Source organism: Shewanella metallivivens (assembly GCF_028750675.1).
Classification (GTDB): Bacteria; Pseudomonadota; Gammaproteobacteria; order Enterobacterales; family Shewanellaceae; genus Shewanella; species Shewanella metallivivens.
On sequence record NZ_JAQQPZ010000013.1, the window covers coordinates 646,953 to 659,826 of the forward strand.

Consider the following 12,874-nt stretch of genomic DNA (forward strand, 5'->3'; position numbering starts at 1 on the left):
CAAAACAATGACTGAATTTTATAAATGACTAAAACACAAGATATTCTGCCTAATAGTGATTATAATTGCTGCTCAATACGCCGTCTAAAGATCACCCTATTATGTCTGAGCAAACAGTAAAATTAACCGAATACAGTCATGGTGCTGGTTGTGGCTGTAAAATTTCACCTAAAGTATTAAGTACCATTCTTGCCTCACAGCTCCCCGTTTTTACTGATCCTAATTTACTCGTCGGTAACCAAACCCGTGATGATGCAGCGGTATACAAGCTCAATGAACAAACAGGCATTATTAGTACTACTGACTTTTTTATGCCTATCGTTGATGACCCTTTCACTTTTGGTCGTATTGCAGCAACCAATGCAATTAGTGATATCTACGCCATGGGTGGTACGCCCATTATGGCCATTGCAATTTTAGGTTGGCCAGTCAATGTATTATCGCCAGAAGTCGCGCAGCAAGTGGTTGATGGTGGCCGCCAAGCTTGTGCCGATGCAGGTATAATGCTTGCCGGTGGCCACAGTATTGATGCTCCAGAACCGATTTTTGGTTTGGCCGTTACAGGTCAAATCCCACTTGAATTACTTAAGCAAAATAACACAGCAAAAGCTGGCGATCGCTTGTACCTCACAAAACCAATTGGCATTGGAATTTTAACCACGGCACAAAAGCAAAAAAAATTACGTGACGAGGACAGTCACATTGCCCCGCAGGCCATGTGCCAGCTTAATATTATCGGCACTGAAATCGCTAAAATTCAGGGTGTGAATGCGTTAACCGATGTCACAGGATTTGGTTTGGCAGGTCATTTAATTGAAGTGTGTCTGGGCGCCAAATTAACAGCTAAACTCGCATTAAATAACGTACCTTTACTGCCAAAGGTCGCTGATTACTTAGCACAAGGTTGTGTACCTGGCGGCACCCATCGTAATTTTGATAGTTATGGTGAACACTTACCGGCACTCACCGAAGAACAAAAAGCTATTTTGTGCGACCCACAAACCAGCGGAGGCTTATTAGTAGCTGTAAACGCAGAAAGCGAAACTGAGCTACAAGCATTGCTGGCGAAAAATAATATCGAAGCTATATGTATTGGTTCAATGGTCGAGTTAACGCAGGTAAATGCTGGCCATAATACTCTCATCGAGCTCATTCAATGAATGACATTATCCCCAGCTCTGAATATGGCCGGTTATTACTTGAAAACAGACCATTAATTGATGTGCGAGCACCAGTCGAGTTCATTAAGGGTGCTTTTCCACATTCGGTTAATTTGCCATTAATGCAAGATGATGAGCGCGCTAAAGTCGGCACCTGTTATAAGCAGCATGGTCAAGATGCCGCCATCGCATTAGGCCACAAATTAGTCACTGGGAACATAAAGCAAGCGCGAATAGAAGCCTGGCAGGCTCAATTGTCACAGCACCCTGAAAGCTATTTATATTGTTTTAGAGGCGGCTTGCGCTCAAAACTATCCCAGCAATGGATAAAAGATGCAGGCCTTAATGTGCCTTTTATCCAAGGCGGCTATAAGGCAATGCGCAGCTTTTTAATCAGTACTGTCGACAATGCACCAAAACAAACCAATATGCTGATATTAAGTGGCATTACCGGCAGCGGTAAAACAGAGTTGATTCATCAGCGCGATGAATCGATTGATTTAGAAGGTATCGCAAACCATAAAGGATCGAGTTTTGGCAAGAATATTGACCCGCAGCCAACGCAAATCAACTTTGAAAATAACCTTGCGGTTTCATTACTCCAACATCAACAGCTGCAACATCGCCATTTGCTGCTTGAAGATGAAAGCTATCTGATTGGCCGCTCTGCTTTGCCACACGCTTTTTATCAAGCGATGCAACAAGCTGATATTGTATTACTCGATGAACCCAGAGACATTCGCCTGCCTCGTTTACTTAACGACTATGTCACCGAAAAGTTGGCTGACTATGTAGTTAAATTTGGTGAACAAGCTGGTTTTGCAACATTTAGCGACTACCTCAGTCAGAGTCTTACTGGGATACGTAAACGCTTAGGCGGTAAGCTGCATAGTGAGCTGCAACAATTGGTAGACGATGCGTTATTACAGCAGTTGAATCAAAATGATGTGAGTAAACATCTAGAGTGGATTAGTGTGTTGCTTGAGGTTTACTATGATCCTATGTATCGGTTTCAATTAGAAAAGAAACGTGATCGGGTGATATTTCAAGGTGACAGGCGAGCCATTCATCAATGGTTAGACGCTCGTAAAACAGCCTAAAAAAATAACGCCCTTTTTTAAGGGCGTTTGTTTGTGGGCTTAATTAATATCTACTGAAATTTGCTCAATAACGTAGTTATCATAAAAGTCTGACCGTGTTTTCAAATCAGCGCGTTGTAGTTCTGCTACTTTTGTGCGGAATTGGTTATATTGGCTCGACGAGTGACTAAAGTAACCATAAATCATTACCGATAAATTCGCCTGGGTAATTTGCTCAAACGGCGTTTGTAAATTTGTCGGTAAATCCAAGTCTGGGAACGTCCCTTTTAATGGCGCTTCAATTGTCCAGTGCGCAATGCCGTTTTGACCAAAATCAACCTGAAGTAAGGTTTTACCTGTACCAATACCCGTAAGATCATAGTTACTGGCACCGTCTTCACTAAAGCTAGATAAAATGGCGTCTGTACTTTGCAGCATTTTTTGCTGGTTTTGTTGTAACTGCACTACTTGAGTATCACCTGGATCGGTTACGCGATGACGCCGACTGGTGTAATAATATACCTCGCCGTAATCATCGCCTCCTAAGTGATCAAAATGAGATGAAGTAATGAAGTTATTAGCAAATAACCCAGGGAAAACATGCGGCGACATCACCCATGGAATCCAGTTTACTCGGCCATAATCTGTTTCTGAAAATGTTCTAAAATCTGGGTATTCAATATTACTGTTGGCACTACTTAAAACAGCATCGAGTAAAACACTTTCATTAGCGGCGTTTTCGAATATAGAGGGTTCAACATATATAGTGCGATTGGCAGCATAATTGTTAACATCGATTTGTGCCGCATAGGATGTTAGCCCATCATCATGACTGGGAGTAAGGACTAAATTAACTGGAGGGAATTGACCATCTTGTTTACAAACGTTAGCACGTGTCGTCTTGTTGTCGCCATCAAGGTAAACGGTATAGCCATTGTAAGCGGAGTGAATATCACTCAATGAAAAATTAAAGTCACTGCAAGAGCACGCAGAGTCAAGATTACTATTACGCTCACCCACAATGCCAATATCACCCGCCACAACATTGAGCCTACTGTAAACGAATAACTCGCCATTGATTTGTTGTGCATATGAAAAGTGATAAGCATCAGATGGCCAAGCAATATCAAACTTACCTGTTGAAGGTACTTTTGATTGGCTTAAAATACTGCCATCTTTACGGTGTACAATAATGTCAGTTCCCACTGCAGGTTGGCTGACATCACACGCTGCGGCGTAATAAACAATATCGCCAGTTAAGCGCCCATCAGGGCTTCCACCAGTGTCGGGAGAGGTATCATCACTACCGCCTCCACAACCAGTCAATCCAATCACCCCGAGGATGAATAACATCGAAGTTGAAGCGGTATACATTCCTTTGTGTCTCATGTGATTTACTCTCAATAGCACAGATTATTAACAATTGAGATACAATATTCACACGTCAATATAAAAGCAATATGCTATAAAAATATATTTACCAAGCTATCCTCTTAGGTTGTAAGTAAGACATCCCACGGTAAATTGGGGCTACCTACAACGATAAAATTAGGGTTTTCCAAGCTTTCACGCTCGTTATACGTTAATGGTTGTAAGTTTATATCAATTAACGCACCGCCTGCTTCTTCAATAATAATCTGTGCAGCGCCGGTATCCCACTCCCCCGTAGGGCCTAAACGAACATAACAATCAGCACGACCTTCAGCAACTAAACAACTTTTTAAGGCCGCACCACCCATCACTACCAACTCGCAATGATTAGGTTTATTCATGAGTTTTAATACGGATTGTGGATCTTGCCGGCGACTTACTGCTAAGCGTATATTGCCTGTTTCGCCATTTGGTAATTGTTTGCTAATGATACGCAATTCATTTTTACCAGCACGTTTATATGCCCCAAGCCCCGCAATAGCGTAATAACACACTTGAGTCATCGGTACATACACAATACCCATTATCGGACGATTGTGTTCAACCAGCGCAATAATGACAGAAAAATCACCACTCCCCGCAATAAACTCACCAGTACCGTCAAGCGGGTCAACAAGCCAATAACGCTTCCAGGTTTCGCGGACGCTTAACGGAATGTCGGCGGCTTCTTCACTTAAAATAGGAATGTCGGGGGTTAACGCCGCAAGCTGACTACAAATAATATCGTTGGCGGCCAAGTCTGCCGATGTGACAGGTGTGTTGTCAGATTTCACTTCTCGTTTAAAGCTCCCCTCGAGGTAAATCTCACGAATTTTTATACCGGCTTCTGTCGCTATATCAATAACTTGCTCAATTAAATCTTCTGGCTTCATTACTACTCCAATCGCTGATTTCGATAAGGGTGACCTTATAAGGGGGAACTATGAGTTCCTTTATGTCGCGGTTGTTTGCCTAAATTTGTGTGTACACCAATAAAATATAGCCAATGATGTCACTGCAAGCGCTTATTTTGTCAGCTCTGTTGACGCTAAGTATTGTTGGGTCAAAAATAATGCGCTTACGCTACGGGACTCTGAAAAATCGACATTATCAAGCAGGGCTTGGCAATCGGTTAATGGCCATGGAATGACATCGATTGGCTCAGGTTCATCCCCCTCTAACCGACTTGGATAAAGTTGCTCAGCCACAAAGATCTGCATTTTGCTCGAAAAATAGCCTGGGGCAAGTGACAACTCTTTTAACAGTGTCAACTTATGGCTACCAAAGCCAATCTCTTCTTGTAGCTCGCGGTTGGCGGCTTCAATGGCGGTTTCACCAGGATCGATCAACCCTTTAGGAAAACCTAACTCGTAATTATCGGTGCCCGCGGCATATTCACTGGCGAGTAACAGTTTACCTTCGTGGATAGGTACAATCATAACAGCACCTCTGCTACCACCTTTCATTCTTTCATATTGGCGCTCCACGCCATTTGAAAACTTCAGATGAACCTGCTCAATTTGAAACAGTCGGCTTTTGGCAACGATCTCAGTGTGCAGGATTTCCGGCTTTTCATGCCGCTGTGTCATTGCAGCCCCATGTGACGAATTAATAAAGACAAGATACAATCTTACTATTCTACGTATATTCTACAACCGGAATTTACATGTTTCCTTGGCATAAGATAGACACTGTGCTTCTTGATATGGATGGCACCCTATTAGATTTGCACTTTGATAACCACTTTTGGCTACAAATAGTACCACAGCAATTAAGCTTGCTAAGGCAGATTAGTTTAGATGATGCTAATGATTTAGTGGCTCAGGCATACCAGAATGTGGTTGGCACATTAGACTGGTATTGCTTAGATTATTGGCAACAACATTTAGGCTTAGATATTTTGGCCTTACATCATACTGCGGTAGACAGAATCAAAATACGCCACGACAGCATGCCATTTTTACAGGCACTTGCGAGGGCAAGTAAGCAACGTATTTTATTCACTAACGCTCACCCTCACAGCTTGGCGTTAAAACTCCGTCATACTAATTTAGCAGAAGGCTTAGACGAACTATTGTCGAGCCATGAAAGTGGCTACCCTAAAGAACACCCAAATTTTTGGTGCTATGCGTTTAATAAATTTAAACTCGACCCTGCACGGTGTTTGTTTATTGACGACAGCGAGGTGATTTTAGCAGCGTCAAAAAGAGCTGGCGTGGGTTATCAGCTAGGCATAAATAACCCTGACAGCCAAAAGCCTCACACGGTATTTAATCAATTTCCTGCGGTGAGTGACTTATTGCATTCGCTTTAAACCGCTAAAACAAAAAGCGCGTTGATATTGCTATCAACGCGCTTTCTATGATTTAAAACTTACAGTCCAGGCACTATGTCTTGGTAATTGATGGGGTAATAGCCTTGGCTATCTTGGCGTCCCAAAAATTGCAATGACTTACGTAAATCTTGTGGTTGTGCGTCGGTAGGTTTGATTTTGGCACTGACTTTAACTAAGTTACCTTCACCTAAAATAGCGGTACCAGTTAACCCTAATGCATTTAATGTTTCATCTGTAGCAAGTTGCAATTGGCCGTCAAGACAACTTAACCCCAATGCAATATTACCTAGCGGATAGACACCAAATTGATTTTTAACATCTGTACTATTTAAAAATAACTTGCCTTTAAGCTGTTCACACCAAGGTTTACCCTGCTCTAACACCTCAACCATTAAACTCACGTCACCATTAATTTGAGTTTTGAAAGGTAATCTAGCACCTGCTAATAAAAAACTGTCAGGGACATCAAGACGGATATTTTTACCACTTACACCTGCTAGCGACCAGGTTACACTCCCTTTACCGCTCACCGGTGTCGCACGATTACCAATGCTAAAATCAATGTTTGCTTGCCCCAAAAACAAGCCCCAAGGGCTTAATTGCCAGGTAACATGTTCAACTTGGCGCTTATCGACGCTCACTAATGCTGCTTTACCTTGCCATAAGGTACCCTCAGCACCACCGATCAAGACATTGTTAGGTAACGGCGCAATGCTAACTAACCAGTTAGCTGGCACATAGGCAATCATAAAAATGATATAAACCACAACACCAAACAGTATTTTAAAAAATAAACTCACAAAAAATCCTTACTGTGAAAGCTGAATACGTCTGACTTTTACAAAGCCAGTTACATCTGATTCGGCTAAATCTACGCTGTCTAACGTTAAGCCTTTTTGCTCAACCAATTCATGCAGATAACCCAATAATACATCAAATGGGACATCGTCCATCCATATTTGAATAGTGTCACCTTGAGGTTGCATACGGGTAATTTCTAACTGGTATTGGCCTGCCGTTTGGTTGACGATAGAGCTTAAACTACCACGGGCACTGGCTTTCGCGCCCGCCTGTTTTAAACCGGCTAATTTATTCGCTGTTTGTTTTACATAATTCAAAGTTTGTTGTGCTGCACTGTGGCTGCGTTCAGCCTCAATTTGTGCATTCGAAATCGGTGTCCATACGCCCCAATACACCAAGCCGACAACCAAAATAGCGGCACAAAAGCCAACCAGCTGTTGTTCTCGCATCGCTAAACCTTGCCACCAAATACGTAAGTTTTCCATATTATTTGGTCCTCAAGGTTAAGGTGCTGGTGACGTTTTCATCCGTGCTATTCATTGCCCCACCTTCTAACTGAAAATCTTTGGCGACAATTTCTTTAAACTGGTCCACCTGAGCATAATTTTGCGCGGTAATTTGCATACGCAATTCTTCACGGTTACCTTCAAAACGTAAGCTGTTAGGTTTTAAATCTGGTACTTTATTGAATGCAGGTTTAAGCCCGTCGAGCATTTCAAAAAATGCGGCGCCACCACCTTGACCTTGCATACGGCGTAATTCACTGTCCATTTGCGAGCGAACATTAACAATACGGTTTACGCCCGGCACGGCTTGTTTAAAAATCTCTTCACTTTGTGCCCGTAATGCATCAGTGTCATTGTTGAGTTGGTGAATCGCTAACCCTTTATTGATGAGTGCCAACACAATTGCAACTACCACGATAATGGCGGCATTTTTCCACACTATTAGGTGCTTACTGTATTCGCTCTTGGGCTTATAAATACCGCTTAATAGGTTAATTGGCGCATTTAAAATACCTTTAGCCAAGACCATCATAGGCAAGTCGAGGGGTTTATTATCAACCTCCACCCCTTCGATTGCGATATCGTCGCTGTAGCTGGCAACATTAATCGTTTGATTGTCGTTTAATGCCGTTGCATTATTGACCAGTTGCGGTAATGCAAATGTCGACCAAGCTTTAGGTAAACTAATGCCACTGCCTTCAGATGTTCTAATTAAATATTCGTTGCCTAAACTCATTGCAGCCCAGCGGCATTGTTCTAATGGTAATGCCAAGCAGTCAGGCACAATGCGTTTTACTTTTAAGCCAGCTTCTTGCAGCCAAGCAAGCCATGCTTGCATTTGCTCATGGGCAACGGCAGCAACATTTAGCTGTTCACCTTCACGCGGGCCTATAACAAAGTGCATGTTATCGACATCTGTTGCGAGGGCCTCTTCGAGCATGTAAGGTAATGCCTTTAATGCTTGACGCTGACCTTTTTCGGGTAAAGTAATTTGAGTCAATGTCATGCTAGCAGCAGGTACCAGCACATCAACAGGACGATTACCTGCTCGCTCAGCAAGCGTGCTGAGACTTGCTGCATCAGCTAGCTCACCCGAGGCGATAATTTCTTGCTCTTGTTCGGACCATACTAGCCATGAACATGGGTGTTCTGATGTTTTTCCTAACCGGATAAATAGCCGTTCAGACACTGTTATTCTCCACCACTCTCAATACGTCTTTACACGCAATGAACTTGTTATTATTGTTGGCCACCGTACTGACGGGTGAGCACTTCTAAGTTGTTACCATTGCGCTTTAGTACGCTGTCCATTCGAAATATTGCATTGTCTACTTTAGCGCCAGCGTGCAATAAAAAATACTCGCTGTCGACCACAAAACTGGACTTAAGATCGTCCTCAGCTTCAATGCTGCTGAGCGACGAGCTCTCCCAAAATTCTTCAATCGTACCGTAACCATCTGCAGGACGTTCGTTAATAATGTTTTCAGCTTCGCTTATCGATATTTGGTTTTCTAACATGCCTGCAAGCAATGCGGCTTGCTCTACTTTAACCGTATTGACATTCAATATCTGCCGGCTGTCGCCCGGTATTGCACATACATAATCTAAAATATTTAAATATACATTTTGATTAAAGCCCAGGACCGCTCTTAATTCGCTGCGATGTTGCATCAAAGTATTTGCCGCACGATAGGGCACATTACGAGACTCATATTCTGCATCTTCTGCCCCATATGCACTCGAGACAGAGTCGGTGTCAATATAGTCTTTTAATGTTTGTGTTAATTGTTCAGCGCCAAATTCATCAACGCCTAAACTGATCAGTAATGCCTGAAACTGCCTTGCAGCCAATGTCATTTTAGGCTGATTATTTTCAGTTTCAGTTGAGGGCTCGCCCACTGCATTTACATTAAAGCAGGCGCGCATGTCGTCTATTTCACCAACAATTTCACCGTATTCAGCTGGAAAAACCACATTAGCCAGTGCCCAATATTGTTGTAAATGCACAGTGCCTTCGGCGTCTTCAAAATCTTGTTTAAGCACTTTGATTGCCAATTCTTCAGCAGACATGGCATACCAATATGCTTGGTCATATTGCGCCATATTCAGTGTACGCCGCATCGAAAGTTGGTTACGACTAGTAATGTTTGTCGCAATAACAACGACCATAGCCACAATCAGCATGACCACAATGAGGGCAACTCCGCGCTGCTTTTGCCCACCCATTAGGTTGACTCCTCATCATCTGAATCATCTGAATCTTCTTTTGAATCATCGTCGGATGTTTCTGCTGGTGCACCTTTAGGCAATAAAAAGCGCCGCTGGATTTTACCTAAGCCTTCAATTTCAATTTCCATGGCAATACCTTTAGGCATTACTGTGCCATCAACTTTGGTTTGCCAGTTGTCGTCAATATAAAACGAATACTCAACCGATAACACATGGTCAATCACTAAGCTTTTTAACGGTTCAGCACCAACAACAGGTTCAGGATACGGGAAATACCAACGCTCTAACCGCCCCGCTTGCACCACATAGGCAACTGATTGCACGCTGCCTCTAGGTAACATACCATCAGGGTTTAACCAGCCAAGGCGATAAAACATTAACGCCTGGGTATCAGAGTCGAGAATATTATCACCCGCTTGAAAAAATTGACTGCCACGGTCGCCTTCGAACGATCTTGGGGTGCGAGCCACCATTTGGCCCAAATCTCTTTCTAATGCACCAAAGCCTTGCTGTAATGCTTTAAGCCGCACAGAAAACTCTTTGGTGACTTCATCGTTTTTCATTACTGTCGACAAGACTGAGTTGGCCGCTAGGCCCAACATGGCAAAAATCGCAATCGCGATGAGCATTTCAAGTAAGGTGAAGCCCCTGTAATTAGTCTTTGTTGTGCACATAACTGCTTACCTGAGCCACAATACGTTGATAGCGGTTATCGTCACTGACACTCACTTTGATCATTCTAAATTTTTCATCGGTGGTTTTTACCACTTCTCGGCGCCAAAACCATTCACGCCCTGCAAGTTCAACCTGACCTTCTTTTTTTCCTATATCGGGAAATGCATCGGTTAATCGCACTTCAACCATTTGGTTACTGGCAACCCATTGTGCCAATGTGCGCTCTTCTAAAATGGGCATGTTAGCCATTTGTTCGCTTAAACTTTTGGTCACTGAAACGGCCGCGATTGAAAACACCGCTAAGGCGACAATGACCTCAAGTAAGGTCATGCCGAGACTGTTAGTTAATGCTCCCTTTGGCTGACGCAAAATAGGTTTACTCATCGACTCGCCCTAATGTCAGCCGCCCTAATGCATCACCGACCACCAATACATTGACCCGTTTTAGTTCGTCAGTAACAGTAGTAAAATTAAGTTCAAATGGTGTCATTTCGCCGCTAGGAAAAAGCAAAATTTGTGGTTCAGGATGCTTTTTTTTATCGTCGTCGCTTTCTTCGTCAATAAATGGCTCATCAAACCAAGACTCGTCTTGCTCATCTTCTTGCACCAATGGCATGCCATCTATCACAACATCAAGAACGACCCCGGGATCCATTTTTTGAGTTGCCAGTAAACGGTCTTGCTCAACCGCCACCCATTTACCTTCTCGATAAAACACAAATTGATATTGGTCTTCGTCAATCACAATACCGATAAACTGACCACTGAGCACACTTTCATCCAGTACCATTTCGGTCGCTGATATAAATCGCTGCGCTTGCTTGTTGAGAGCCTGCTCAGGTCCTGCCGCGCTCATAGAAATGGTGACAGCCGATGCCACCAATCCCATTAACAATGCGACGAGTAATACCTCTAATAAGGTAAATCCAGCATGACGACGAAAAAGCATATTATTGGAAATCTTGTAAGTTCCAGCTGCCAATGTCATCTTCAGAGCCTGCTTGTCCGTCTGGACCGGCACTAAAAATATCAATTTTACCGTTCTCACCTGGGCTTAATAGGTAATAGTCATTACGCCATGGATCTTGCGGTAAACGTTTAACATAACCGCCATCACGGAAATTACGCGGCTCTGGCGATGAGCTAGGCTTAGTCACTAACGCGTCAAGCCCTTGCTCCGTTGTTGGGTAAATACTATTGTCTAGCTTATACATGTCTAAGGCATTTTCGAGCGCAACAATGTCTGAAACCGCCTTTTGTTGGTCTGCTTTGTCTTTGTTGCCCATCAAGTTAGGCACAACCATTGACGCTAAAATACCAAGAATAACAATCACCACCATGACTTCAAGCAAGGTGAAACCGCGTTGTTTGTTGTGTTGTTGCATTAAAGACTTCCTTCTAAAAATGACTTAAATCTTGAACTTATCGGCTTTGCTTTATTGCTTAGCCACTGATTAAATTATTTAACTCTAAAATGGGCTGTAAGATTGCCATCACAATAAATAATACAACCGAAGCCATACTGACCACCAGCATTGGTTCAAACACCCCAAGTGCAATATTGACGTTAGACTCAAACTCGCGGTCTTGGTTGTCAGCCGCGCGTTCGAGCATGTTTTCTAACTGACCGCTTTTTTCACCTGAGGCTATCATGTACAACATCATTGCTGGGAATAACTTAGTATTAGTCAACGCGGCACCCAAACTGGTTCCCTCACGTACCCGCGCAGTGGCATCATCGACTGCAGCTCGCACTTTAACGTTTTGTAATACTTCACTGGCGATACGCATACCATCAAGCAGAGGCACAGAACTTGCTGACAAAATACTTAAGGTACGGGCAAAACGGGCGGTATTGAGGCCCTTACTCACTTTACCGATAACGGGCATATTGAGTAACGTTGTGTCGTATTTCATTCGCATGATTGGATTGGTGAGCATACGCTGAAACAAAATCAAGCCGCCAAACATTATCAACACAACGAATAAGCCCCAGTGTTGGACAAAGTCTGACGCTAGGATCAAAAATTGGGTGGTACCAGGAAGCTCTTGGCCCATATGTTCAAACTGACCCACAACTTTAGGCACTACAGCAGCAAGTAATACAGCGATAACACCGATGGCAACCACGGTAAGCACTATAGGATAAATCATGGCTTGGGTGAGCTTAGATTTAAGCTGTTGACGACGTTCGGTATAGTCTGCAAGACGATTGAGCACCACTTCTAAATGGCCCGACTTTTCGCCAGATGCGACCATTGCACGATATAAGTCATCAAACACATGAGGAAATTCAGCCATAGAGTCGGCTAGACTGTACCCTTCGACAACACGCGAACGTACAGCCATAATCATATTGCCTAAACGGGCTTTTTCTGACTGTTGGCCAACCGCTTTTAATGCCTCCTCAATCGGTAAGCCTGCGGCAACCAACGTGGCAATTTGGCGGGTAATTAACGCCAACTCTGCAACCGAAATCCGTTTTTTGAACACATTGCTAAAGCTAAATCCGCCGCGTTGTGTGCGGGCTTCTTTTTCATTAACAGGCTGTAATTCAAGGGGCATTAAGCGTTGCTCACGCAGCTGACTACGAGCATGACGTGCAGTGTCGGCTTCTATCACACCTTTTACTTGTTTGCCTTTATTATCAAGGGCTTTGTATTCAAACGCTGCCATTGA

The 12,874-nt window shown here is 43.3% G+C and carries 15 protein-coding genes; 3 read left to right on the plus strand and 12 right to left on the minus strand.

From position 1 onward, the window contains the following. The first annotated feature begins 101 nt into the window (after positions 1-101). Both selD and mnmH read left to right on the plus strand, forming a co-directional pair. Complete coding sequence (gene selD, locus PQR79_RS15545) at positions 102-1,160, plus strand: selenide, water dikinase SelD (protein ID WP_238107286.1); 1,059 nt, start codon at positions 102-104, stop codon at positions 1,158-1,160. Next, a complete protein-coding gene (gene mnmH / locus PQR79_RS15550; RefSeq protein ID WP_238107287.1) occupies positions 1,157-2,260 on the plus strand; it encodes a tRNA 2-selenouridine(34) synthase MnmH in 1,104 nt (367 codons plus the stop codon). Before selD ends, mnmH begins: the two co-directional genes overlap by 4 nt. 39 nt (positions 2,261-2,299) lie before the next feature. Here the strand turns inward: mnmH and PQR79_RS15555 are convergent, their stop codons facing one another. The 3 genes from PQR79_RS15555 to nudE all read right to left on the minus strand — a co-directional run bounded on the left by PQR79_RS15555 (position 2,300) and on the right by nudE (position 5,238). Further along, positions 2,300-3,628 (minus strand): hypothetical protein, encoded by a 1,329-nt coding sequence (locus PQR79_RS15555; protein ID WP_238107288.1) that lies wholly within the window; start codon positions 3,626-3,628, stop codon positions 2,300-2,302. A 104-nt stretch (positions 3,629-3,732) separates the two neighbouring features. After that, positions 3,733-4,542, minus strand: coding sequence for a 3'(2'),5'-bisphosphate nucleotidase CysQ (gene cysQ / locus PQR79_RS15560; protein ID WP_238107289.1), 810 nt, complete (start codon positions 4,540-4,542; stop codon positions 3,733-3,735). 132 nt (positions 4,543-4,674) lie between these two features. Next, positions 4,675-5,238, minus strand: coding sequence for an ADP compounds hydrolase NudE (gene nudE / locus PQR79_RS15565; protein ID WP_238107290.1), 564 nt, complete (start codon positions 5,236-5,238; stop codon positions 4,675-4,677). Positions 5,239-5,315: 77 nt separating this feature from the next. On the opposite strand from nudE, the gene yrfG reads away from it, so the two are divergent. Beyond that, positions 5,316-5,963, plus strand: coding sequence for a GMP/IMP nucleotidase (yrfG, locus tag PQR79_RS15570; protein WP_238107291.1), 648 nt, complete (start codon positions 5,316-5,318; stop codon positions 5,961-5,963). Between the two features lie 59 nt (positions 5,964-6,022). Here the strand turns inward: yrfG and PQR79_RS15575 are convergent, their stop codons facing one another. From PQR79_RS15575 to gspF, 9 genes are read right to left on the minus strand one after another with little or no spacing between them, the layout of a single operon-like run. Continuing rightward, entirely contained in the window at positions 6,023-6,784 is a 762-nt protein-coding gene (locus PQR79_RS15575) for a type II secretion system protein N (RefSeq protein ID WP_238107292.1), read from the minus strand. Positions 6,785-6,793: 9 nt separating this feature from the next. Further along, positions 6,794-7,270: a type II secretion system protein M gene (locus PQR79_RS15580; protein ID WP_238107293.1), complete on the minus strand. Its 477-nt coding sequence runs from the start codon at positions 7,268-7,270 to the stop codon at positions 6,794-6,796. Position 7,271: 1 nt separating this feature from the next. Continuing rightward, the gene (gspL, locus tag PQR79_RS15585) at positions 7,272-8,480 is read right to left on the minus strand and encodes a type II secretion system protein GspL (RefSeq protein WP_238107294.1); all 1,209 of its coding nucleotides are present in this window, start codon (positions 8,478-8,480) and stop codon (positions 7,272-7,274) included. Between the two features lie 50 nt (positions 8,481-8,530). Further along, on the minus strand, positions 8,531-9,517 hold the full coding sequence (gene gspK / locus PQR79_RS15590) for a type II secretion system minor pseudopilin GspK (RefSeq protein WP_238107295.1): 987 nt from the start codon (positions 9,515-9,517) through the stop codon (positions 8,531-8,533). Further along, on the minus strand, positions 9,517-10,194 hold the full coding sequence (gspJ, locus tag PQR79_RS15595; RefSeq protein WP_238107296.1) for a type II secretion system minor pseudopilin GspJ: 678 nt from the start codon (positions 10,192-10,194) through the stop codon (positions 9,517-9,519). The genes gspK and gspJ overlap by 1 nt, the downstream gene beginning before the upstream one ends. Then, positions 10,175-10,579, minus strand: a complete 405-nt coding sequence (gene gspI / locus PQR79_RS15600; RefSeq protein ID WP_238107297.1) for a type II secretion system minor pseudopilin GspI — start codon at positions 10,577-10,579, stop codon at positions 10,175-10,177. Before gspI ends, gspJ begins: the two co-directional genes overlap by 20 nt. Further along, positions 10,572-11,144, minus strand: a complete 573-nt coding sequence (gspH, locus tag PQR79_RS15605; protein ID WP_238107355.1) for a type II secretion system minor pseudopilin GspH — start codon at positions 11,142-11,144, stop codon at positions 10,572-10,574. Before gspH ends, gspI begins: the two co-directional genes overlap by 8 nt. Position 11,145: 1 nt before the next feature. Then, the gene (gene gspG, locus PQR79_RS15610) at positions 11,146-11,580 is read right to left on the minus strand and encodes a type II secretion system major pseudopilin GspG (RefSeq protein WP_238107298.1); all 435 of its coding nucleotides are present in this window, start codon (positions 11,578-11,580) and stop codon (positions 11,146-11,148) included. Positions 11,581-11,638: 58 nt separating this feature from the next. Further along, positions 11,639-12,871: a type II secretion system inner membrane protein GspF gene (gene gspF / locus PQR79_RS15615; protein WP_238107299.1), complete on the minus strand. Its 1,233-nt coding sequence runs from the start codon at positions 12,869-12,871 to the stop codon at positions 11,639-11,641. Between the last annotated feature and the right edge of the window lie 3 nt (positions 12,872-12,874).

Bases quoted from the DNA above. Each gene is read 5' to 3' on its own strand.
- gspF (WP_238107299.1), bottom strand. From the start codon at position 12,871: ATGGCAGCGTTTGAATACAAAGCCCTTGATAATAAAGGCAAACAAGTA.
- PQR79_RS15580 (WP_238107293.1), bottom strand. From the start codon at position 7,270: ATGGAAAACTTACGTATTTGGTGGCAAGGTTTAGCGATGCGAGAACAA.
- nudE (WP_238107290.1), bottom strand. From the start codon at position 5,238: ATGACACAGCGGCATGAAAAGCCGGAAATCCTGCACACTGAGATCGTT.
- mnmH (WP_238107287.1), top strand. From the start codon at position 1,157: ATGAATGACATTATCCCCAGCTCTGAATATGGCCGGTTATTACTTGAA.
- yrfG (WP_238107291.1), top strand. From the start codon at position 5,316: ATGTTTCCTTGGCATAAGATAGACACTGTGCTTCTTGATATGGATGGC.
- gspI (WP_238107297.1), bottom strand. From the start codon at position 10,579: ATGAGTAAACCTATTTTGCGTCAGCCAAAGGGAGCATTAACTAACAGT.
- selD (WP_238107286.1), top strand. From the start codon at position 102: ATGTCTGAGCAAACAGTAAAATTAACCGAATACAGTCATGGTGCTGGT.
- cysQ (WP_238107289.1), bottom strand. From the start codon at position 4,542: ATGAAGCCAGAAGATTTAATTGAGCAAGTTATTGATATAGCGACAGAA.
- gspK (WP_238107295.1), bottom strand. From the start codon at position 9,517: ATGGGTGGGCAAAAGCAGCGCGGAGTTGCCCTCATTGTGGTCATGCTG.
- PQR79_RS15555 (WP_238107288.1), bottom strand. From the start codon at position 3,628: ATGAGACACAAAGGAATGTATACCGCTTCAACTTCGATGTTATTCATC.
- gspH (WP_238107355.1), bottom strand. From the start codon at position 11,144: ATGCTTTTTCGTCGTCATGCTGGATTTACCTTATTAGAGGTATTACTC.
- gspG (WP_238107298.1), bottom strand. From the start codon at position 11,580: ATGCAACAACACAACAAACAACGCGGTTTCACCTTGCTTGAAGTCATG.
- gspJ (WP_238107296.1), bottom strand. From the start codon at position 10,194: ATGTGCACAACAAAGACTAATTACAGGGGCTTCACCTTACTTGAAATG.